Source organism: Gottfriedia luciferensis (assembly GCF_002156865.1).
GTDB classification, from domain to species: domain Bacteria; phylum Bacillota; class Bacilli; order Bacillales; family Bacillaceae_G; genus Gottfriedia; species Gottfriedia luciferensis.
Genome location: NZ_NCTA01000002.1, coordinates 64,775 through 88,208 on the forward strand (window position 1 = coordinate 64,775; position 23,434 = coordinate 88,208).

Genomic DNA, 23,434 nt, shown 5'->3' on the forward strand with positions numbered 1-23,434 from the left:
TTCTGTGTGCAAATGTAACCACTTTTCTATTTTTAGGAAAGTGGTTTTTCTTTTGAAAAAATCTGTTTATGAAAGAAGCTGTACGATGGAACTTATTGCAATTACAGACGATCAGCACCCGATAGAAGTACTCGCTTCCAAAATTATTCAAATTATTGATGTTGTTGACTATGTACATATTCGTGAGAAATCAAAAAAGGCAATTGAAATTATCACACTCTTAAATATCTTAAAAATAAACAAAGTAGACATGAAAAAAATTGTCCTAAATGACCGGTTGGATATTGCAATCTTCACAAATCTATCCAATCTACACCTACCTGGACATGGACTTCCTCTTGTAGATGTAAAAGAATATTTTCCTAATTTACGAGTTGGTCAATCAGTCCACACACTTACAGACGCAATACAAGCAGAAAATGATCAAGCAGATTACGTTATATATGGTCATTGTTTTGAAACAAATTGTAAAAATGGATTACCACCTAACGGAATTGAACGATTGCCAGAAATGAAAAAAAATTTAACGATACCAATTTATGCAATAGGTGGAATTTTACCAGAACATGTCCAGTTACTAAAAGAGAATAATATCAACGGTATAGCGATAATGTCTGGGATATTTTCATCTCGAAACCCTTTAGATTCTGCCCTTAAATATTACGAAAGGTGCAAACTTACTTATGAAAAAGAGATTTGATGTTGTCGTAATTGGAGGTGGCGTTATTGGATGCTCAATAGCTTATTATTTAGCAAAGGAGAAAATTGATGTCGCAGTTTTAGAAGGCCAACAAATTGGTCAAAAAACAACGAAAGCCGCGGCCGGTATGCTTGGTGCACATTCTGAATGGGATCAGTCTGAGAATTTCTTTACTTTTGCAAGGAGCAGTCAATTAACTTATTTTCATTTACAAGAAGAATTAAAAGAATTAAGTGGCATTGATATTGAACTAAAAAAAGGTGGGATTTTTAAACTAGCTTATACTGAGTTAGAAAAAATGCAATTAGATCCACTTCTTTCTCAAACTTCAGCACGCTGGTACAACCGAATGGAAATAAAAAATCAAATTCCTGACATTCACCCTGACATAATTGGTGCAGCATATATTGAAGATGATGTAAACGTATTACCTGCTTCTGTTTGTCATGCATTTGGTAAAAGTGCTCAAATGTTGGGTGCTTCTATTTTTGAATTTTCACATGTACTAGAAATTCAAAAAAATGATGAAGATTTTCTAATTAAAACAACGAATGGCCATTTTATAGCTAAAACTGTTGTAGTTGCAAGTGGCGTTTGGAGTAACCCATTTTTTAAACAACTTGGAATTGTCCATGAACTGATTCCAGTTAAGGGCGAGTGTATCTCTGTCAGAAGTGAAAAAGCAATATTAAAACATACTCTTTTTCACAAGCAAAATTATATTGTCCCAAGAAATGATGGTCGCCTTGTCATTGGAGCAACAATGGTAGATAACGAGTGGAATGAAAATCCAAGCTTAGGTGGAATTGAGGTATTAATTCAAAAGGCTAAAAAAATGCTTCCTACAATTGCGGATATGAAAATTGATTCATTTTGGGCTGGACTAAGACCACGCACTCTCGATCATAAACCATTTATTGGAATTCATCCTGAAGATCCTCAAATCTTATTTGCTACAGGACATTTTCGAAATGGGATTTTGCTTGCCCCAGCCACTGGAAAATTAATTCGAGATTTAATTCTTAAAAATAAAGTAGAAAATACCTGGATAGAAGCTTTTAAAATTAACCGATCATCTTCGGTTTAAACGAGGTGAAAAATAGTTGGATATTAAATTAAATGGAAAGAACATACCACTTTCAAATCAGATAACTTCAATACAAGATTTACTTAGAGAATATCAATTAGAAAATCGAATCGTTGTAGTAGAGCTAAATAAAGAAATTATCTATAAAGAACAATATTCGAACACACTTCTCTCAAATGGAGACAGTGTAGAATTAATACATTTTGTAGGTGGAGGTTAATCATGTTAAAAATAGGAAATCAAACATTTACATCAAGATTATTATTAGGAACAGGAAAATACCCCTCTTTTGAAATTCAGAAAAAGGCTGTAGAAATTTCAGAGGCAGAAATCTTAACTTTTGCTGTTAGAAGAATGAATATTTTTGAAGAGTCCCAACCAAACTTCCTCGAACAATTAGATTTAACAAAATACAAGCTATTGCCAAATACAGCTGGTGCAAAAACAGCAGAAGAAGCCGTTCGAATTGCGAAATTAGCAAAAGCTTCTGGTTTATGTGACATGATAAAAGTAGAAGTGATTGGATGTGATAAATCATTATTACCTGACCCAATCGAAACATTGAAGGCTTCTGAAAGATTATTAGAAGAAGGATTTATCGTATTACCTTATACTTCTGATGATGTTGTATTAGCAAAACGCTTAGAAAACCTTGGTGTTCATGCAATCATGCCTGGTGCATCTCCAATCGGTTCAGGAAAAGGAATTATTAATCCATTAAATCTTAAATTCATCATCGAACAATCAAATGTACCGGTCATTGTAGATGCTGGAATTGGTTCTCCTAAGGATGCAGCTTACGCAATGGAACTAGGTGCTGATGGTGTTCTACTAAACACTGCTGTTTCTAACGCGAAGGATCCTGTAAAAATGGCAACCGCTATGAAACTTGCTATTGAAGCAGGAAGGCTTGGTTATGAAGCAGGTAGAATGGAAGAAAAAATCTATGGTGAAGCTAGTAGCCCATTCACAGGGTTGGTGAATTCTTGATCAATCGATATGCAAAACAAGAATTATTTATTGGTGAAATTGGTCAACAAAATATAAAAAATGCCAGTGCTATTATTATTGGAGTTGGTGCACTCGGTTCATCAATTGCAGAAATGCTTGTAAGAGCAGGTGTTGGAAATCTCACAATTGTCGACCGTGATTACGTAGAATGGAGTAATTTACAAAGACAAACTCTATATACAGAAGATGATGCAAGAAATAAATTACCTAAAGTAATTGCCGCAAAGAATCGTCTTCAACAAATAAATAGTGAAGTAGTAATTAATAGTTTCATAACAGATATTACTAGTCTTAATATCGAGGAATTAATAAAAGATCAATCGATTATTCTAGATGCTACAGATAATTTTGAAACGAGAATGGTCGTTAATGATGCAGCAGTTAAACATGGAATCCCATTTATTTTCGGTGCATGTGTAGCAAGTTATGGTCTCACTTTTCCAATTATTCCTGGAAAAACACCTTGCCTAAATTGTCTATTAAATCATATTCCAAGCTTAAATATGACGTGTGATACCGTTGGGGTTATTAGTCCAATCGTACAAATCATAGCTGCCTACCAAGTAACTTATGCAATGCAATATGTTACGAATTGTGAGTTACCAACGAGTTTACAATCGATTGATATTTGGAAACATGAAAAGTCTGAAATCAATATAAGCAAATTAAAAAATGATAATTGCCCAACATGTGGACCTAATCAAAATTTCCCGTATTTGGCTACTGTTAATGAACTTAAAACAGATGTTCTGTGTGGAAGAGATGCAATTCAATTAAGAGTAATGTCTCCAAACTCTCTCTCTTTAAAAGATACGTCTAAAAGATTAATAGGAATTGTAAGTGACTTAATTGTAAATCCATACTTATTGTCATGTACTTTTGAAAGCCATCGCATTGTTTTATTTAAAGATGGTCGGGCGATTATACATGGTACAAAGGAACCTTCTGTTGCAAAAGAGCTTTACAATAAAATAGTTGGTTAAATTAAAAAGCAGGAAAACAAAAGTTCTCCTGCTTTCAGACTGTCGACAAACGCTCGCTTTCTTCGTTGCTTCGCCCGCCTGCGGTGCTCATTACCGTTTAAGGGTAACTTCGCGCCTCGAAAGACAAACGTTTTCAATCAGTCTGAAAATCAGATGAATAAGACTTTATCTACACACTGAAAGCAGGATAACGAATGTTCTATTATGGCACATCAACTACAAAGGGTACAATAAAGACTTTCCCATTTTGTTTAAACTGTCCCCATATTTTATACAATCCCTTTTTAGGAAAACTAGTCATGAATTCAGCATCTGGTCCGCTTGATTTTTCATTCATTGGATGAACATGCAAGTACGTATTTGTATCACTACTAATAGCTACAACATGACCGATTGCACCTAAATAAGGTTGCAAATTCGTAATGGCATTTTTTGTAGTAGCATCTTTGATTGTAAACGTCATTTTAACTTCTTTATCGGTTTTTAATTGATCAAATTTTAATGTAACTTCTTTTCTATCAACTACTTTTGTTAATACTTTATCTGCTATTAAAGGAATAGGTTTATTAGGTTTCCCCGACACATCTACTAATCTAGTTTTTACATTTTTAGTAGACCCCATAGGTATAAAATCCGCAAATAATTTATATTCTCCGCCATACGGAAAATTTGGTGTAACTGTAAATAACCCTTTTCCATTATACTGTGGATGCAAATGGTCAAAAAAAGATAAATCCTTACTAACTACAATCAAATGCATTAACTTTTCGTGTTCAAGTTCAAATTGACTTACAGGTTTTCCATTTAAGTTGTTTACTTGTATATTTAATGTTGTATTCGTACCGCTAACGGGATTACCATTAAATGAAAAACTTACTTTTGTAGAATCTTTTTCTTCCTTTGTTTCATGATTCATATTGTTCATATTGTGATTCTCATGGTTTGTATGAGTCTTAGCTCCACAACCACTTAACCCAAAAACCACTACAAAACTAAGTAATAACAACAGGTATTTCATCTAATTCTCTCCCTAAATTAGTTTAATTTTTATAAAAAAAGCAAACGATCTGTTCGCGCACGCTGTTGAAAAATAATCTTGTCAAATAACTATCAAATCTTCGTAAAGGAAGATGAGTGATGTTCATTTCCACTACAGGATTCTCGCTTTCCATGGGGCGAAACCTGAGCCCTCCTCGGCAAGCCTGCGGGGTCTTTAGCCTTTCCGCATTTCCCATAGGAGTCGAGCATCCTTTCGTTCCAATCAACTCTCTTCAAAAAAAAGTATTCATAGAACAAATTATTAATCAGTTTAAAAGACAAATTCAAAAAAAGCATCGTCTTATGGGGAGTTATAAATATTGCTCAAAAATATAACGTTTATCTTCTTTAATAGAACATCAAAAAATACTAACTTATCATCAAGAAAATTCACACTTAATGACCTTTTTTATATTGACCGTTATATATTTCAACACTCTGAGCGAATGATCCGTTCGCTTTTCTTTTTACAGAATATCGTACCCTTGATCTTCAATTGCTTCTTTCACTTTTTCAAGTGTTTCTGCGTTTGTATAATTGAATGCTACTTCTTTATTTTCTAAGCTTACAATTACATTATTTGTATCGGAAATACTTTCTACAGCTTTCGTCACTGCAGCTTTGCAGTGTCCACATGTCATACCATCTACTTTTAAAATTTTTTCCATTACTAAATCCTCCTAAATTTTTATGCGTTTTAATCTTAATGCATTTAAGACTACCGAGACAGAACTGAATGCCATTGCAGCACCTGCAATCCAAGGCTGCAATAATCCCATCGCTGCGATCGGTATCCCTAAACTATTATAAAAAAGGGCCCAAAATAAGTTTTGGCGAATATTATTCATCGTTTTCCTACTTAGTGCTATAGCTTTAGGGATATGTGATAAATCCCCACCCACTAATGTAACATCTGCTGTTTCAATCGCCACATCTGCACCAGTGCCAATTGCCATTCCGATGTCAGCTTTTGCAAGCGCAGGAGCATCATTAATCCCATCTCCAACCATCGCAACAATCTTTCCTTGTTTTTGAAGATTCGTGACGATTTCGGCTTTTTTATCTGGTAAAACTTCTGCAAATACGTTTGTAATGCCAACTTGCTCAGCTATCGCTTTTGCAGTGTATTTGTTATCACCTGTCACCATAAATACTTCGATATTTAAATCCTTTAAAGCTGCAATCGCATTTCTTGAGGATTCTTTAATTGTATCTGCGACAGCAATCATACCTTCTATTTTTTCATTAATTGCAATTAACATACCTGTCTTACCGGCAGTTTCAAACGATACTAATTGCTCCTCAAGAGCAGAAAAATCAATATTTTTTTCTTTCATCAATTTTCTAGTACCAATCGTGATTTGATTCGTTTCAATCATTGCTTCAACACCATGTCCAGGTATGGCATTAAAACCACTTATTTCAGCCAATTTTATCCCTTGATTAATCGAATATTGTACAATCGCCTGAGCTAAAGGATGCTCTGACATGTTCTCAACACTTGCAACAAGTCTTAAAAAGTCCTCACGTTGATTAAGATTAATGACATCCGTTACTTCAGGTTTTCCTTTTGTAACAGTACCTGTTTTATCAAGTATGATTGTATCTATTCTTTGGGTCGTTTCTAAAAACTCTCCGCCTTTATATAAAATACCATTCTCTGCGCCTTTTCCACTTCCAACCATAATTGAGGTTGGTGTAGCAAGTCCAAGTGCACAAGGACAAGCTATAACTAATACTGCAATTCCAACTTCAATTGATTTTGGTAAATTATACGGATCAATCACGAAGTACCAAATTATAAAAGTTAAAATAGCTACTCCAATAACAATCGGTACAAATAGATTCGAAATACGGTCGGCCAACCTTTGAATTGGTGCTTTTGATCCTTGAGCTTCTTCAACAATCTTAACAATATTAGCAAGTGCAGTGTCTTTTCCGACCTTCTCGGCTTTAATTGTTAAAATACCATTTCCATTAACAGTTGCTCCGACAACTTTGTCATCAGTTTTCTTATCAACTGGTAATGACTCTCCTGTTATCATTGATTCATCTACAGTTGATAATCCCGATATGACAACGCCGTCTACAGGAATTTTCTCACCTGGTTTAACTAATAGATGATCTCCAACTTTTACAGCTTCTAACGGAACTGACACTTCTTTACCATCTTCTAAAATCGTTGCTTCTTTCGCTTGTAATTCCATTAGCTTTGAAATTGCCTCAGTTGTTCTTCCTTTAGCAACATGTTCAAAATACTTCCCTAATAAGACTAAAGTAATCAAGATCGCACTTGTTTCAAAATATAAATGTGGCGTATAGAAATGATTAGTAATTGTCTTGATCGACTCTACTAGGCTATAAAAATAAGCCGCAGATGTACCAAGTACAACGAGTACGTCCATATTTGCACTATAATTTCGAATTGCTTTATAAGCTCCGACATAGAAATGCCATCCAATAATGAATTGTACTGGAGTCGCAAATAGTAATTGGAACCAAGGATTCATAATGAAATCTGGCTCCCAAAGATTCATACGAAATGGCAGATGAGATACCATAGAGTACAATAATGGTAGAGATAGTAAGATTGAAATAACTAATTGAATCTGTTTATTTTTTGTTGTGTCTTTTTCCTTAACTGCAACTTCGTCTTTAAGTGATGCCGCATAGCCTATCTGTTTTATTTTATCGATTATCGATTGAATTGAACGAACTTCAGGTAAATATGAAATAGTTGCGATATTCATTGCTAAATTAACGTTTATTTGGACAATACCTTCCATTTTTCTAACTACTTTTTCAATCCTTGCTGAACATGCTGCGCACGTCATTCCCTCAATATTTAATGTAATTTTATCAACTGCAACCTCGTAACCAATCGTATGGATTTTTTCAATTAAATCAGTTGTCTGATATTGCTCTTTATCATACAAAATAGTAGCTTTTTCTAAAGCAAGATTTACATTTGCATTGACTCCATCCATCCGATTTAAACTTTTTTCAATTCGGGTTGCACATGCAGCACAAGTCATTCCCTCAATAGTAAGAGTTAACTGATTTGCTTCATTCATCTGATCAACCCCTTTATTTTACATAACGCTTAATAACATCCATTAATTCGCTTACTGATGCTTCACCATTATTTTCTTTAACTGCTTTAACCATACAATGATTTGCATGTCGTTCAATTAAAGAAAAACTTACTTTTTTCATAGCTGCTTCTACTGCCATAATTTGAGTTAAAATATCTATACAATAACGATCCTCTTCGACCATTTTTTGAATGCCTCTTACTTGCCCTTCTATTCTACGAAGACGCTTCATTAAATCAGTTATTTCTTCTTCGCTTCTTGGAACCATTTGATCATCATGACAATTTTCCATTTTATCACCTCACCATCATTATATACTCATAGGGGGTATAGGTGTCAATTTTTTATTCTTTTTTTTTGCAGTTGTCCATATGATGATAAAAATGAGTTATTTAGGGGGTATCATTTCATGGTTACCGGTTGGATCTGTATTAGCATATCGATTTTAATTACGGTTATTTCCATCTATTTAAAACCAACTAAAAATGACAAAATGCATCAAATGATGTATATGATGATGATTAGTATGACATCTGGTTTAACAATAGGTGTACTAATCACACTTTCTAATCAGCAACAGTTTTTCTATTCCTTACTTTTCTCTTTGGGCATATCTGCAGTCATTGGTCTTTTCATCGGTTGGCAATTACATTTCCTCGCATTACTTGAGGGGATTTTCTCAGGAATGATGGCTGGTATGATGGGAAGTATGATTGTTGTTATGCTTTCAATAACAGAAGCACAAACATTATTGTTAATTTGTTTATTATTGGTAACTTGTACCTCTCTGTTTTGTTCAACTATGTTTTTAAGTGAGAGATTCCCAAAACTATTATCATCATTCTTTCCAGTAATAATGATTTCTAGCCTGTTGGTGATCCTAACTGTTTATTACTCATTTACTCATTTTGAACATATCCCTATCTCTCAGTACCATAAAGTTCATATTTTGAATAAAAAATAAGACACCCTCAAAAAAAGGGTGTCTCAGACTGTTGACAAACGCTCGCTTTCTTCGTTGCTTCGCCTGCTGAGCGGTGCTCATTACCGTCTAAAGGTAACTCCGCTCCACGCCAGTCTTCGCGCCTCGAAAGACAAGCGTTTTCAATCAGTCTGATAATCAGATAAATAGGACTTTGTCTACACACTGAGACACCCTTGAAAATAGGGTGTCTTATTTTTAGGGCAGGATTAAGGAAAAGCAGGATTAAAGGGAAGCGAAAAGATAGTAAATGATTTTACTTCTTTTCAGTGTTGAAATAAATAACAGTCAATATGAAAAAAGGTCATTAATGAACATTATTGTTGATAAAGTTCTAATTTTTCGATGTTCTATTAATGAATTTAAATGTAATATGTTTTGAGCAAAATTTATAACTCCAAATACTTTTATTGAAGAATAGACTTTACCATCTTTTATTGATTTCCTCTAAATATTTACTGTCTTACTTGCTTTTCCTGCCTTTCCTGCCTCTCAACAATATCATCATAATACTTTAAATGGAGTTGTTCTGTGTTCAATTCATCTTTTTGATATCGTTCATGAATGATTATTTTTGCAATGTATTCTTTCCGAACATTTTCTTTCGCATCTTCAATGGCAGTTACAACTTCTACTAAATCTGCCATTTTATTTGTTATTTTTTTTGCATAATAAGTTTGAAGATTAGAATCTAGTGAACAAGTATATTTGACGACTTCATCTAATTCATCAAGCTTTTTCTTTACGATTTCACTTTCTTTTATGAATGATTTAGGTGCATTAAATAACTTTTCTTCAATAAACGATTTAAAAATTGGGTATCCATCCATTTTATTAAAAAGCCTTAAAATCTCTAATCCTAGAATATTTGCGGTTCCTTCCCAAACTGTAAGTACTTGAGCATCTCTTAAAAGTCGTGGTGTAACAAAATCTTCTATATAGCCATTTCCACCATGCATTTCAATTGCCTCATGAGCGAAATGAATTGCTTCATCAGCTGAACGCATTTTTAAAACGGCGATTAGTAGTCGAACTAAAGTTTGTTCTTCATATGTTCCATTTTCATTCCCGATTACTCTGTCATATAATGCTACTAAATTAAATACCGCACTAGTTTGAACCTCTTGAATCGAGGCAAGTTTTGATAATGTTTCTTGGATCATTGGGTACTTTGTTAATATTTGTCCAAATGCTGGTCTATTTTCAGCATATTTTTTTGCTTCCACGTAGGCCCTTCTCATAATTCCAATTGAAGCTACAGCATTACAAATTCTAGATAAATTTAATGCCTCCATCATATAATTGATTCCTCTAGAGGGATCTCCAATTAAATAAGCTTTTGCACCGTTAAACTCAACTTCTCCTGAAGGAACGGCTCTTACACCTAACTTATCTTTTAAACGCCGAATCGTGAAACCATTATTTGTACCATCCTCATTTTTCCAAGGTACTAGAAACAAACTTAAACCTTTACTCCCAGACGGAGCGCCTTCGATTCTTGCTAAAATTGTCGTGATACCACATTGACCAGCATTACTAGCAAAATACTTTTCTCCGTAAATACGATAATACTCATCTTCTTTAACTGCTCTCACAACATTTGCTCCAACGTCTGATCCGCCTTGCCTTTCAGTTAGAAAAGTTGCTCCTTCATATAATTCAGTTTCACCAGTTGATAATAGATGAGGAAGGTATTTTTCTTTTAGCGATTCATCTGCATATCTCTCTACTAAAAACGTAGCAGCCATTGATAAAGTGACTGGACAATAAAAACCAGCTTCAGTTTGCGATAGTAGATAACCTTGTGCATAGGAATAAATATAATTCCCTTTAATTCCTAACTCTGGAATTGGTTTATGAAGATAGCCAACAATTCCTCTACTATAAGTATCTTTTACAGTTTGTTTATACCCTTCGTTTACCCATATATGGGATATATCATTTCCATAAGCATCATACTTGATTAAACGAGGTTGACCTTCTCGATCTGTATGAATAGCACGTTGATCGATTTCGTTTGCACAAAGTTCTCCGAATTCCTCTAATTCTCGAGTAGCCCATGAAATAAACTCTTCATTAAAGTACTTTTTTAGAATCGCTTTTAGATTATGGTCTTCATTATAAAAATTCATTACCCCACCACCCTATCTATTTTTCGAAAGTATTACCCAATCTCTAATAAAGTTTTTTCAAGCTTACTCTTCATCATGATAATTTCTTCTTTTAAAAGGTTCAGTTCATTAATTTTTTCATTTATTTCTTCTATCTTCTGATTCCCATATTCGATTGTTTTTCTTAGTTGTTTTTTTCCAGTACGATCAATTAAGAAAAGATCAATCATTTCCTTTATTTCTTGTAAACTAAAGCCTAAATGCTTTCCCCTTTGGATTAAATAAAGACGTGTACGATCTTTTTGAGAATATTCTCTTCTACCGCTTTCAGTATAAGTGGGATGTAATAAACCTATTTCCTCATAGTATCTAAGTGTTCTATGGGTCATCTCAAATTCATTAGTCATCTCTCGAATCGAATAAAATTTCAATTTCCCTCCTCCTTTAAGCTTAGATTCATTATAAATCTTACGTAAACGTTAGATTCAAGATAGAATCTTTCGACAAAAATGATTTATTCCCTTTTTTACATCGTAACTTTGAAAGAGAGTAAATAACTCTAACTGCTCTTCCAGTCTTCTTAGCCCTCAAATATGTAAATTATGGTATAACGTAATGGATTTCTGCAAAGCATACATTTAGTTAGAATTTTATTTAAACTTCGTATTTTTAAGTTTTTAACAAAATACATATGAAATAGTTCTGACTTTAAATAGAACTAGAAGGAGAATACGATGAGGAAAACCATTGCTGATTTACTAATTGATTCATTGATTCAGGCAGGAGTTAAAAGAATTTATGGTATTGTTGGCGATTCATTAAACGCAGTTTTAGATTCAATAAAAAACTCTAAAAGGATTGAGTGGATTGGAGTTCGCCATGAAGAAGTTGCGGCTTTTGCAGCCGGTTCAGATTCTTTATTAAGTGGAAGCATCGCAGTTTGCGCAGGAAGTAGCGGTCCAGGAAACCTCCATTTAATTAATGGTTTATACGATTGTCACCGTAGTCGTATTCCTGTGCTTGCGATTGCTGCACAGATTCCAAGCATTGAAATTGGAAGTGAATATTTTCAACAAACTCGACCTGAACAATTATTTAAGGAGTGCAGTCACTTTTGTGAAACCGTATATAGAGCAGAACAAATGCCTCGTCTTGCAACGATTGCAATGCAGCATGCAATCGCTCGAAAAGGTGTTTCTGTACTTGTTTTACCTGGAGACATTGCCGCTCTAGAAGATAAGCAAACTGTTCCTGAACAAACCATTCATGTTACGAATCCAGTAATCAGTCCCTCAAAGCCTGAACTAGAAAAACTTGCGGGTTATCTTAATGATGGAAAAAAAGTTACTTTGCTTTGTGGAGCAGGTTGTGAAGGTGCTCACTCTCACTTAATGCTGCTTTGCGAAAAATTAAAATCTCCGATGGTAATTGCACTTAGAGGGAAAGAATTCCTTGAATATGATAATCCGTACAATGCAGGATTAACTGGTCTTATTGGCTATTCATCGGGATACCATGCAATTATGGATTGCGATGTATTATTAATGCTTGGTACCGATTTCCCTTACCGACAATTTTATCCAGATGATGCCGTCATTTTACAAGTAGATGTGCGAGCAGAACATTTAGGCCGACGAGCTGAACTGACATATGGTTTATGTGGAGATGTAAAAGAGACGATTAGCCAATTACTACCTCTATTAACAGATGTGAAGGAATCAAGTCATTTAGAAAAGTATGTCTCAGCCTACGCAAATGTCCGAAAAGATTTGGATAGCTTTGCAGTTGGAAAACCTGGTCGAAAACCAATTCATCCACAATATTTAACAAAGGTAGTTAGTGATCTTGCTAATGAAGATGCGATTTTTACTTGTGATGTCGGTACTCCAACGTTATGGTCAGCCCGTTATTTACAAATGAATGGAAAGAGAAGGTTACTTGGTTCTTTTAACCATGGAACAATGGCCAATGCCATGCCACAAGCAATCGGCGCCCAAGTTTCAAGGCCAGATTGCCAAGTAGTTGCTTTATGTGGAGATGGTGGATTATCCATGTTGATGGGTGATTTATTAACAATCCATCAACATAAACTACCTGTAAAAGTGATTGTATTTAATAACAGTGCACTTAGCTTCGTAGAATTAGAAATGAAAGCCGCTGGTTATTTAGAAACAGGAACGAGCTTAGATAATCCTAACTTTGCTAACGTAGCACAAGCAATGGGGATAGAAGGAATTCGTGTAGAGGATCCTGCAGATTTAGAGTCTGCTGTTCAACGAGCTTTTCAACATAATGGACCTGCCTTACTAGATGTTGTTGTGAATCGCCAAGAGCTAGCAATGCCTCCAAAAGTCACAATTGAACAAGCTCACGGTTTCACTCTTTGGACATTGAAAGCTGTATTAAATGGTCATGCAAGTGACGTAATTGATCTCGCTAAAACTAATTTATTAGATAAATTTCATTTATAATCGAAATTCCTGATTTGAGAGCCTAAAGTTAGCAAATACGATGAATTTTCTACACCTATTAATAAAAAAGGGCATTAAGTGAACTTTATTGATGGATAAATTTTTTAATGTTCTATTAAAGAATATAAATGTTAGTATTTTTGAGCAATATTTATAACTCCGATAAGACGATGCTTATTTTTAATTTGTCGTTAAACTGATTAAATTTAAATCGTTTTTAACGAATACTTTTTTTGAAGGATAAGTTAATTGGAACGAAAGGATGCTCGACTCCTATGGGAAATGCGGAAAGGCTAAAGACCCCGCAGGCTTGCCGAGGAGGCTCAGGTTTCGCCCCATGGAAAGCGAGAATCCTGTAGTGGAAATGAACATCACTCAACTTCCTTTACGAAAATTTTAGTTATTTGGCAAGATTATTGTTCACAGCTTGATAATAACCACTGTACTGTAATCAGTGGTTTTTTTATGTCTAATTTATTTCATAGTTAAATAATACATATAATTTATGGTAAATTTGAGGTAAATTAGAAGGTGTTAAGTTCCTTTTAAACTTTCCTGTCAAATTAGGAGTGATATAAATGAAACCTTTTATTAGAACTGAACAATATAATTTTATTAAACATCAAATGCAAATATTAGCACAGGGACATGCTACGGTAAATGATATGGCTGTGTTAACTGCATTACATTCTTTAGTCAGTGAAAGAATATTAAATTTGTTTTCTGACATGGACGATCAGCAACAGCTTCTATTTAATCCAATCAGTACAATAAAAAATTCTGAGCAAGCAGATAGTTTTTTAAGACAATTAAAGCCTTATATAATTCCATTTAAAGAAGTATCTGAACAATCAATCAAAAAACTTTTTCCTAAAGCTAAAAAGCTGAAACTTCCAGTATTAAGCAATATCGATTTGTTTGAGACAACTTATTTAGGCTGGGATGATTTAGGCTCTAATTCAAAATTTATTGTTACTTATTACAATGGCAAACTAATTGGCCTACAAGGTACTTTTAATCCGATTAATAAAAGAGGTAACTGTACAATTTGCAATAAATATGGAGACTTAGGATTATTTATGACTAAAACAAAAGGAAAAGTTGAAGGAACTTTCACACAAAGAGGAAATTATATTTGTAAAGATAGTATTATATGTAATCAAAATATTATGTCACTAGATAAATTGAATGATTTCATTACATTAATAAAATAGAGCAGGATTAAGGAAAGGCAGGATCAAGGGGTAAAAATTTTTCCCTTTTCCTGCCTTTCCTCCTTTATATTATACCTCGTTGTGATCAGTAGATTTCTTTTTAGAAAGAAACCAACCTCCTAATGCAATTAGAAGCATTACAGACCAAAAGATCGTATTCCATATTGGACCTTCTACAAAATGGTGCGAAATAATGTGGAGTGATGGATGCGCTAAAGTATGCATTAACAGCTTAACTCCAACCCAACCTACGAGTAACATTGCTGCTGTTTCAAGGCTCGGTCTTGTTGTTAACAATTTAACAAAAATACCTGCAGCAAACCGAATTACAATTAAACCAGCGATCGCTCCAATAATGATGATAATAAACTTAGCGCCATCCATTCCACCAATTTCCCCCATTTTTGTATCAGGGAGATCAATAACAAGTGCCACCGCTGCTAAGATTGAATCAATTGCAAACGCAATGTCTGCTAGTGAAATTTGGGCAACTGTCTTAGCGAAACTCTTTTCTTTTTTTACCTCTTCATCATTGTGCCTTTTTAGTAAATGCTTTACTGCAATGAAAATCAAATAAGCAGCTCCGATTGCTTGCACCTGCCAAACGTGAAAAAGAAATGAAATAATAAAAATAGCGCCAATCCGAAATATAAACGCTAGTAATAATCCAATATTAATAGCCTTCTTTTGTTGTTCTTCTGGTAAATGCTTTGCCATAACTGCTAGCACTAAAGCATTATCAGCTGATAAAAGCCCTTCTAATAAAATTAGAATAATTAAAACCCAACCAAACTCTAATAATAAAGATAGATCCATAATATCCCCCTATTTTTTAATCTCTTTTTAATTATATTCCCATTTATACTTCTTACTTATCCGATTTTTTGAATTTTCCATTACAATTTATAACTACATCTTTACAAAAAGTAGAAAGACGGGACCTTCGCTTTTAAATAGGCTCTGTTAAAAAAGAATGTTGATGATTTCTGTTCCAGGATGCCCTAAAGAGCAGGAACAAGGAAAGGCAGGATCAAAGAGAAAGGGAAAGAGATTAAAAGACTTTAAAGTTTAATCAATTTCCTTTAAGTATTCCTTTCAATTTGTTTTCCCCTTCTTTCCCTGCTTTGCCTGCTTTTTATTTCTCCCACCTTCCACTCAAAAATCTTTCTCAAAAATGTGTTTTGTAAATTATCAACAATTAACATTAACAGAGCCTTTAAATAAGAAATAAAAAAATAGAGGCAACGTTGTATTACATAAGCTGCCTCTTTCTTTTAATACTTATTTATATTCTAAATTACTTTATATTTGATGTGCATGAAGCTTTGCAAATATCCCATCTTCTTGAGACAGTAGCTCCATATGAGTCCCATCTTCAGCAATTCCATCTTCAGTGATAACAAGAATTCGATCTGCTTTTTTAATTGTACCTAATCGATGAGCTATAACTAATGTTGTTCGATTTTTTGATAAATCATTCAATGCTTCTTGAATAATTGCTTCTGTTTCAGTATCTAAAGCAGAAGTCGCTTCATCCAAAATTAGGATAGGTGGATTCTTTAAAAACATTCTTGCAATTGCTAAACGCTGCTTTTGACCTCCTGATAGCTTTAATCCTCTCTCACCAATTTGAGTTTCATAACCTTCAGGCAGTGAAGCAATTAAATCAGTTAAGTGCGCTTTTCTAGCAGCATCTTCTATTTCCTCTTGAGTTGCATCTAATTTACCATAAGCAATATTCTCTTTTAGCGTACCGGTAAATAAAAATACATCCTGTTGTACAATCCCAATATTTGCACGTAACGACTCTTTCGTCATATTTCGAATATCGATCCCATCAATCGAAATTGCACCATTTAACACATCGTAAAATCGTGGAATTAATGAACAAATAGTTGTTTTCCCTGCACCAGAAGGGCCAACAAAAGCAACTGTTTTTCCTGACTCTATTGAAAAGGACATATCATTTAATATTGTACGCTTGTTCTCATATCTAAACGTAACATTTTTGAATTCAATGTCTCCTTTTAAAGTTGAAACTTCAATTGCATCTTCTGTATTTTCAATATCTGGCTCAGTATCGATTAATTCAACAAACCGTTTAAAACCTGCCATCCCCTTAGGATATAGCTCAAGTAATGCACTAATTTTATCAATTGGTTTAAACAAAATATTTAAGTATAAAATGAATGCTACTAATTCTCCATAAGATAAAATTTTAGTAAAACTTAACCATGCTCCAAAAACTAAAATGATAAGCGTCATTAAACGAGTAGATACATAGATCCCTAATAGATTCCAACTCATTACTTTATAAGCTTTCAGTTTCGTTTTACGGAAGAATTGATTATTAGTGTTGAAGCGCTTCATCTCATACTGTTCATTCGTAAATGATTGTACAACTCTTACACCAGAAACACTGTCTTCTACCTGAGAATTAACATTAGCAATATTCCCATACATTTGACTCCACGATGCATTCATTCTCATGTTTGAGTATGAAATTAACCAAACCAAAAACGGTACAATAATGATTGCAACTAAAGCAAGCTTTACATTGATTGCAAGCATAATCCAAAATGCTCCAATAAAAGTCATTATGGCAATAAATAAATCCTCTGGACCGTGATGAGCTAATTCACCAATATCCATTAAATCATTTGTAATACGACTCATAATATGTCCTGTTTTCGTATTATCAAAAAAACGGAACGATTGTCGTTGGACATGATTAAATAACTCTCGACGCATATCTGTCTCAATATTAATTCCAAGCTTGTGTCCCCAATAATTAACTACAAACTGCATACCGGAGCTTACTAAATATAATAGTAACAATCCAATGCTTACTGAAATTATTTTACTCCAATTTCCTTCGGGTAGCAGTTTGTCAATAAACCATGAAACAGCTAAAGGAAAACCAAGTTCCATCAGTCCAACTAATAACGCACAAAAAAAGTCTATATAAAATAGCTTTTTATGAGGGATATAATAACTAAAAAAACGCTTAATCATAAAGTTTTAGCACCTCAATTCCAATAAAAAATTATTTCTTCAGATGTTTCTACCTTATCACATGTAATTTAAGCCTGCTATCATTTCAGAATTTTCTAACCAGAGAACTCTGCTAAAAAAGATTGATTCGTTTAAGTCTTTCTAACTCCTGAATTCTGACGGATTTTTACTTAAAAATCATTTTTAGTAGAAATCGATAATACACATTAACAGAGAATTTAAAGTATAAAATTTGATTGATTTTTAATAGAGTTTTCATGGCTAATTCATCATTAGTAAGTATTGAGATGTCGAATTATGCCCGTAAATATTTTGTAAATTCACAATAAAATGTATTTTATTTTCCTAGAGAGTGTGTTACGATTCACCTTGTGTGTTACTGGGTATATTTACCACAAAGGAGGAAATTTTTCATGTCTTGGTTTACAAAGTGGGCATTCAATAATAAAGCCGCCGTAACCTTTTTATCTGTTCTTATTTTATTAATCGGAGTAGTCAGTTATAGCAAACTTCCTATGGAATTTTTACCAGCTGCAGATCAACCAATTGTATCTGTAATTGTCATGGGGCAAGGCACTGATTCAAAAACGATGGAGGATCAAGTAACAAATCCTATAGAGAATGCCGTTTCCGGTGTAAAATTTAAAAGTCATATTTATTCAAGTACAAGTAATGGTTTTTCAAAGATTGATTTGTATTTTGAATCAGGCACTAATATGAAAGATGCCAAACAGGACGTTCAAGAGTCCATAAGCAATGTCACTTTACCTCAAAATGTTAGCAAACCTACAATCGTTCAACTAAATACTTCCATGATCCCTATCGCAGATATAGCTATTACTTTCGAAGATGGTTTAAGTCCAAATAATATTGATTTTGCAAATAAAAAAGTTATTCCATATTTTAAAGACATTAAAGGTGTAGCAGATGTTCAAACATACGGAACAGAAAAATCATTTGTTTCAGTAAAAATTGACAATGCTAAACTTGCTCAGAAAAAAGTTTCACTTGAAAGTGTCATGGGTATTATTCGTGGACAAAACTCAGCTGTTTCAGTTGGAGAAGAAATAATAAATGATAAAACTAGCAATATAAAAGTTGTCGGAAATATAGATACTTTAGATAAAGTAAAAAATCTTTCAGTCGCTGATCATGTAAAGTTATCTGAAATTGCAACTGTTGAAGTAAAAAAACCTACAAATAATATTACTAGAATTAATGGAAAAGACGGTTTATTGTTAATCGTTACAAAGGATAGTAACTCTAATGCGGTTAGCATTACAAAAGATATTCGAAAAGCTACAAAAGAATTAAATAAAAAATATAAAAATATGAATTCTGATGTCATGGTTGCAACGTCAGATATGGTTAAAACCTCTGTACATGCAATGATTAAAGAGGTTTTACTAGGTGCTTTATTTGCAACAATCGTCATTATGTTATTCTTACGAAACATTCGTTCAACTTTAATTACAATTGTTTCGATTCCTCTATCATTATGTTTAACGTTATTCTTACTTTCACAATCTGGCATTACGTTAAACGTGCTAACTCTAGGAGGAGTTGCTGTAGCTGTTGGTCGTTTAGTAGATGACAGTATCGTAGTAATTGAAAATATTTTTAGAAAAACACAAACAGAGAAGTTTTCAATACAAATGATAATCGATGCAACAAAGGAAGTAGGTAGCGCCATAACAGCCTCTACTTTAACTACTGTTGCAGTATTTTTACCAATCGGGATCATTAGTACGGGTCTTAAAGATTTCATGCTTCCATTTGCTTTAACAATTACTTACTCATTGTTAGCTTCATTATTTGTAGCCTTAACAGTCGTTCCTTTATTAAGCGCATTTTTCCTAAAGAACGCTAAATTAAAAGCACATAAACCGTCAGTACGATACAAAAAAATTCTTACTTGGTCTTTAAACCATAAGTGGGTAATTGTTGTAGTATCATTGTTACTATTTATTGGCTCAATAGGAACTTATTTTGCGATGCCAAAGGGTGCAACGGACAATTCATCTTCAGACTTTGTTCAAACAACTTTAACATATCCAAGTGACACGCCTATTGAAAAAGTAAAAGAAAACACTCTTAAACTAGAAGATTATATTTTAAATCAAAAAGGTGTAAAAGGCGTTTACACTCAATTAGGAAGCACATCTGATGCAGTAAAATACGGAGATGTACGCTCTTCTACACAAGCAATCTACTTAATTACACTTAAAGATAAAAAGCTTACTGATAAAGTTGTAAAACAAATTAATACGCAAAAATCTTTGTATTCCGGTGCAGAATTAAGTACTACAGCATCCACTTTATTTGGTGGGGCAAAAACACAAATCTCAATTGATATTGTTGGAAATGATTTAAATGATTTAGAAAAAACAGCTAGCGATATTAAAGGTAAAATTAAAACTATCGATGGAATTAAAAAGGTTACTACAAACGAGGAAGATAAAAAGAACGTTTATTCATTAGAAGTAGATCCATCAAAAGGAAATGCACAGCAGCTATCTCAGCAGTTGTTTGTCATGTTGAATCGCACTCCACTTGGAACTGTTTCAATTGAGCAGCAACCAACTGACGTATACCTTGAGCCAGTATTAGAACCAAAGACGCCAAATGATCTCAAATCAATTCCAGTTATGACTAAAACAGGCATGGTTCCTGCCTCATCAATTGCAGAGCTAAAAGTAGAAGAAAAACCAACTACTCTATACCATAAAGATGGCGATACGTATTTAAGTATTTCTGCTGAAGTAAAACCTGATAAACTTTCAAAGATTAACCAAGATTTAAATAAAGTTATTTTTGGAGATAAAAAGTCGAAGGGTATGAAACTTGCTGATGGTGTAAATGTATACATTGGCGGTGCTCTTGCTCAACAATCACAAGATTTCTCAGATTTATATATGATTATGCTTGTCTCAATCGGGTTAGTTTTCCTAATCATGATTATTACTTTCAAAACATTCCGTGCACCAATTGCAATCCTATGTTCTCTACCATTAGCAGCAATTGGCGCAGTGCTTGGTTTAATCGTAAGTCGTATATCAGTAGAACCGACAGCACTTTTAGGAGCATTAATGCTCATTGGAATTGTTGTAACTAACGCGATTGTTTTATTAGATCGAGTAAAACAGAAAGAAAAACAAATGATCTTACGCGATGCAATTATTGACGCAGCTGTAACTCGAATTAGACCAATTCTAATGACTGCTGTCGCAACAATTTGTGCTATGTTACCTCTTTTATTCAAAAAAGCTGAAACAGGTAGTTTAGTATCTCAAAGCTTAGCAGTTGTAGTAATCGGTGGATTAACGGTTTCAACATTGTTAACCTTAATTGTTATCCCAGTTATTTATGAATTACTTTACTTTAGAAAGTCGAAAAAACAACGTAAGCAAAACGATACGAATAAACCAGTTACGATCTAATATAAAAGAACCAGCTCTATTATTGGAGCTGGTTCTTTGTGTTTGTTTTGTAATATCGAATACTACGAACACTTTGTGGACTTTATTGATAAAGCTGTTAACTTTGTTGATAAAGTCATGATTTTTGTTGATATCACAGCGCGTATTGTAGATAAAACAAACTATTTGTTGATAAAAGCTAGGAATCCAATCCTTATCTGATGATTTCATGCCGGAAGCATGTGTTTTCCTATGCATTTTATAATAAAACAATCTCTTTTGGTAGCTGAACTGTTGATAAAACCTGCGTCTCTTTTACACGATCTTTTGAGTAGGACGAATTATTTAGAATCTCATGATCTAGGTAACCTGGATGGCACATTACTTCGACTGATTGGCCATCTTGTACACGTGTTAAAATTTTATCGAAGTAATCGGCTGTCACACCTTCTCCGTAAAAATCATGAAGAAATACATCTGTGTATGGCGTTATTCCTTCCAAGGCATCTTCTGATATACGTCTTGCACTTAAATGATATTTATGAGCCAGTTTTTGAACGACTGGTAGAAACTCAGGAATAGTGTGAACATGATGGTGGCTGTCAAAATGAGTAAGTGTCAGTCCTGTTTTTAAAAACTTTTCAATTTGCGCAGTCCATTCTCTCTCCAAATCATTCAGTGAGATATTTCGATCTTCAATGAATTCGCGGCGACTCTTGAAATATCCATTTTTATTAACAAGTGTAGGAACATCATTTAAAAGAGGTTTTCCACATGTTAGTACTAAATGTATACCTACTAGTAGATTAGGATTTTCTTTAGCTAGCTCTACAGCATGACTAACACCTGGCATATTCATCATCATTGTAGCTGAGTTAACAATTCCATTCTTATGTGCATCTATAATGCCATAATTAATACCTCGGGAATAGCCAAAGTCATCTGCATTTACTACTAATTTAATCATTTTGTTTTCACCTCTTTAAAAAATTGAGGTAAGTGTGCCTTATGCGCTTCTAGCATTTCATCTACAATTTGTTTGGCAACTTTATCAGATGCTACTAATGGATTGATCGTTAATGCAAGTATTGCTTGATCATAATTACCAGTTACTGCTGCTTCACATGCTATCCGTTCAAAGGACTTAATTTGCTGAACAAGTCCTCTTACTGAGATCGGTAAATCTCCCATTACGATTGGCTTTGGACCATCTTTTGTAATCACACAACTAACCTCTACCGCTGAATCATTTGGAATACTTGCAATGGATCCATTATTCATCGTATTTACTGGTTGAATATCACCTTTATCATTAAAAATAGAAGATATTAAACGGACTGCAGCATCGCTATAATATGCTCCACCGCGTTTTTCTAGCTGTGGTGGTTTAATTGATAGATTCGGATCTTTATAGAGTTCAAAAAGATCATCCTCCAGTTTTTTTACAACCTCAGCACGTGTACCAACTGTTTCAGCATTTTTAATATCTTTTTCAACCATTTCACGTGTTTTATAGTAGTAATTATGATAAGGGCAAGGAAGTGCATTTAGAGCACGGAGAAACTCTGGTTCCCAGCCATATCCTTGAATATTTTTTACAAAACTAGAATTCTCTGGATTCGTTAAGAGCTCTATGACTTGATCTTTTACACTTTCTCCGTCTACAAATACATCTAGTCCATAAACCATATGATTTAATCCTGCGAAATCGATTCTTACACGAGAATGCTCAACATTGAGTAGTTTTGCTATACCCATCTCCATTCCAATTGGAACATTACATAATCCAACTACTTTTCGATGGTCTGTATAGCGAAGAACTGCTTCAGTTACCATGCCAGCTGGATTTGTGAAATTAACTAGCCACGCATCAGGACAAAGCTCTTTCATATCTTTCACAATGTCTAATATAACTGGAATTGTCCGCAAACCTTTAAACAAGCCACCTGGACCATTTGTTTCTTGTCCTAGCACCCCATATTTTAGAGGAATTCTTTCATCCTTTGCCCTTGCTTCTAGCAATCCAACACGAAATTGTGTTGTTACAAAATCAGCATCTTTAAGGGCTTCACGTCGATTAAGTGTCAGATGAACTTCGACTGGGAGGCCTGCCTTTTGGAACATTCGTTTTGCTAGCTGACCTACAATCTCTAACTTTTCTTTTCCTTCTTCAACATCAACAAGCCATAATTCACGTAATGGAAGCTCATTATATCGTTTAATAAAACCTTCTACTAATTCTGGAGTATAACTCGAACCTCCACCAATTGTCGCAATTTTTATCGCTTTGCTCATTTCTATGTAACCT

19 protein-coding genes are annotated in these 23,434 nt (G+C 34.0%); 9 read left to right on the top strand and 10 right to left on the bottom strand.

Annotation, left to right across the window (positions count from 1 at the left end):
* Nucleotides 1–52 precede the first annotated feature (52 nt).
* Genes B7R67_RS02605 through B7R67_RS02625 form a run of 5 tightly spaced genes read left to right on the top strand, consistent with a single transcriptional unit; the run spans nucleotide 53 to nucleotide 3,781 of the window.
* Entirely contained in the window at nucleotides 53–700 is a 648-nt protein-coding gene (locus B7R67_RS02605; RefSeq protein ID WP_235822068.1) for a thiamine phosphate synthase, read from the top strand.
* A complete protein-coding gene (thiO, locus tag B7R67_RS02610) occupies nucleotides 684–1,787 on the top strand; it encodes a glycine oxidase ThiO (protein WP_088067268.1) in 1,104 nt (367 codons plus the stop codon). The genes B7R67_RS02605 and thiO overlap by 17 nt, the downstream gene beginning before the upstream one ends.
* A gap of 16 nt (nucleotides 1,788–1,803) precedes the next feature.
* Nucleotides 1,804–2,007, top strand: a complete 204-nt coding sequence (gene thiS / locus B7R67_RS02615; RefSeq protein WP_088067270.1) for a sulfur carrier protein ThiS — start codon at nucleotides 1,804–1,806, stop codon at nucleotides 2,005–2,007.
* A 2-nt stretch (nucleotides 2,008–2,009) separates the two neighbouring features.
* Nucleotides 2,010–2,777 carry a thiazole synthase gene (locus B7R67_RS02620; RefSeq protein WP_088067272.1) on the top strand — a complete coding sequence of 256 codons (768 nt, stop codon included), beginning with the start codon at nucleotides 2,010–2,012 and terminating at the stop codon, nucleotides 2,775–2,777.
* Nucleotides 2,774–3,781, top strand: a complete 1,008-nt coding sequence (locus B7R67_RS02625; RefSeq protein ID WP_088067274.1) for a ThiF family adenylyltransferase — start codon at nucleotides 2,774–2,776, stop codon at nucleotides 3,779–3,781. The genes B7R67_RS02620 and B7R67_RS02625 overlap by 4 nt, the downstream gene beginning before the upstream one ends.
* Nucleotides 3,782–3,983: 202 nt before the next feature.
* On the opposite strand, the gene B7R67_RS02630 is transcribed toward B7R67_RS02625, so the two are convergent.
* From B7R67_RS02630 to B7R67_RS02650, 4 genes are all read right to left on the bottom strand, one after another.
* A complete protein-coding gene (locus B7R67_RS02630; protein WP_088067276.1) occupies nucleotides 3,984–4,799 on the bottom strand; it encodes a hypothetical protein in 816 nt (271 codons plus the stop codon).
* 487 nt (nucleotides 4,800–5,286) lie between these two features.
* Entirely contained in the window at nucleotides 5,287–5,487 is a 201-nt protein-coding gene (locus B7R67_RS02640; RefSeq protein WP_088067279.1) for a cation transporter, read from the bottom strand.
* 12 nt (nucleotides 5,488–5,499) lie between these two features.
* Nucleotides 5,500–7,893, bottom strand: a complete 2,394-nt coding sequence (locus B7R67_RS02645; protein ID WP_088067281.1) for a heavy metal translocating P-type ATPase — start codon at nucleotides 7,891–7,893, stop codon at nucleotides 5,500–5,502.
* A gap of 13 nt (nucleotides 7,894–7,906) precedes the next feature.
* Complete coding sequence (locus B7R67_RS02650; RefSeq protein ID WP_088067283.1) at nucleotides 7,907–8,206, bottom strand: metal-sensing transcriptional repressor; 300 nt, start codon at nucleotides 8,204–8,206, stop codon at nucleotides 7,907–7,909.
* A gap of 117 nt (nucleotides 8,207–8,323) precedes the next feature.
* Here B7R67_RS02650 and B7R67_RS02655 point away from each other — a divergent pair, with 117 nt between their 5' ends.
* Complete coding sequence (locus B7R67_RS02655) at nucleotides 8,324–8,878, top strand: hypothetical protein (RefSeq protein WP_088067285.1); 555 nt, start codon at nucleotides 8,324–8,326, stop codon at nucleotides 8,876–8,878.
* A gap of 473 nt (nucleotides 8,879–9,351) precedes the next feature.
* Here B7R67_RS02655 and B7R67_RS02660 read toward each other — a convergent pair whose 3' ends face one another.
* Both B7R67_RS02660 and B7R67_RS02665 read right to left on the bottom strand, forming a co-directional pair.
* Nucleotides 9,352–11,028 (bottom strand): acyl-CoA dehydrogenase family protein, encoded by a 1,677-nt coding sequence (locus B7R67_RS02660; RefSeq protein WP_088067287.1) that lies wholly within the window; start codon nucleotides 11,026–11,028, stop codon nucleotides 9,352–9,354.
* A gap of 32 nt (nucleotides 11,029–11,060) precedes the next feature.
* On the bottom strand, nucleotides 11,061–11,438 hold the full coding sequence (locus tag B7R67_RS02665; protein WP_088067289.1) for a MerR family transcriptional regulator: 378 nt from the start codon (nucleotides 11,436–11,438) through the stop codon (nucleotides 11,061–11,063).
* Nucleotides 11,439–11,741: 303 nt separating this feature from the next.
* Here B7R67_RS02665 and poxB point away from each other — a divergent pair, with 303 nt between their 5' ends.
* Nucleotides 11,742–13,478, top strand: a complete 1,737-nt coding sequence (gene poxB, locus B7R67_RS02670) for a ubiquinone-dependent pyruvate dehydrogenase (protein WP_088067291.1) — start codon at nucleotides 11,742–11,744, stop codon at nucleotides 13,476–13,478.
* Nucleotides 13,479–14,056: 578 nt separating this feature from the next.
* Nucleotides 14,057–14,692, top strand: a complete 636-nt coding sequence (locus tag B7R67_RS02675) for a FusB/FusC family EF-G-binding protein (RefSeq protein WP_088067293.1) — start codon at nucleotides 14,057–14,059, stop codon at nucleotides 14,690–14,692.
* Nucleotides 14,693–14,761: 69 nt separating this feature from the next.
* Here B7R67_RS02675 and B7R67_RS02680 read toward each other — a convergent pair whose 3' ends face one another.
* Nucleotides 14,762–15,508 (bottom strand): TerC family protein, encoded by a 747-nt coding sequence (locus B7R67_RS02680; protein WP_088067295.1) that lies wholly within the window; start codon nucleotides 15,506–15,508, stop codon nucleotides 14,762–14,764.
* Nucleotides 15,509–15,994: 486 nt separating this feature from the next.
* A complete protein-coding gene (locus B7R67_RS02685; protein ID WP_088067297.1) occupies nucleotides 15,995–17,707 on the bottom strand; it encodes an ABC transporter ATP-binding protein in 1,713 nt (570 codons plus the stop codon).
* A gap of 413 nt (nucleotides 17,708–18,120) precedes the next feature.
* Here B7R67_RS02685 and B7R67_RS02690 point away from each other — a divergent pair, with 413 nt between their 5' ends.
* Nucleotides 18,121–21,147 carry an efflux RND transporter permease subunit gene (locus B7R67_RS02690; RefSeq protein ID WP_088067299.1) on the top strand — a complete coding sequence of 1,009 codons (3,027 nt, stop codon included), beginning with the start codon at nucleotides 18,121–18,123 and terminating at the stop codon, nucleotides 21,145–21,147.
* 238 nt (nucleotides 21,148–21,385) lie between these two features.
* Here B7R67_RS02690 and chbG read toward each other — a convergent pair whose 3' ends face one another.
* Nucleotides 21,386–22,093: a chitin disaccharide deacetylase gene (gene chbG, locus B7R67_RS02695; RefSeq protein ID WP_088067301.1), complete on the bottom strand. Its 708-nt coding sequence runs from the start codon at nucleotides 22,091–22,093 to the stop codon at nucleotides 21,386–21,388.
* On the bottom strand, nucleotides 22,090–23,421 hold the full coding sequence (locus tag B7R67_RS02700) for a 6-phospho-beta-glucosidase (RefSeq protein WP_088067303.1): 1,332 nt from the start codon (nucleotides 23,419–23,421) through the stop codon (nucleotides 22,090–22,092). Before B7R67_RS02700 ends, chbG begins: the two co-directional genes overlap by 4 nt.
* Between the last annotated feature and the right edge of the window lie 13 nt (nucleotides 23,422–23,434).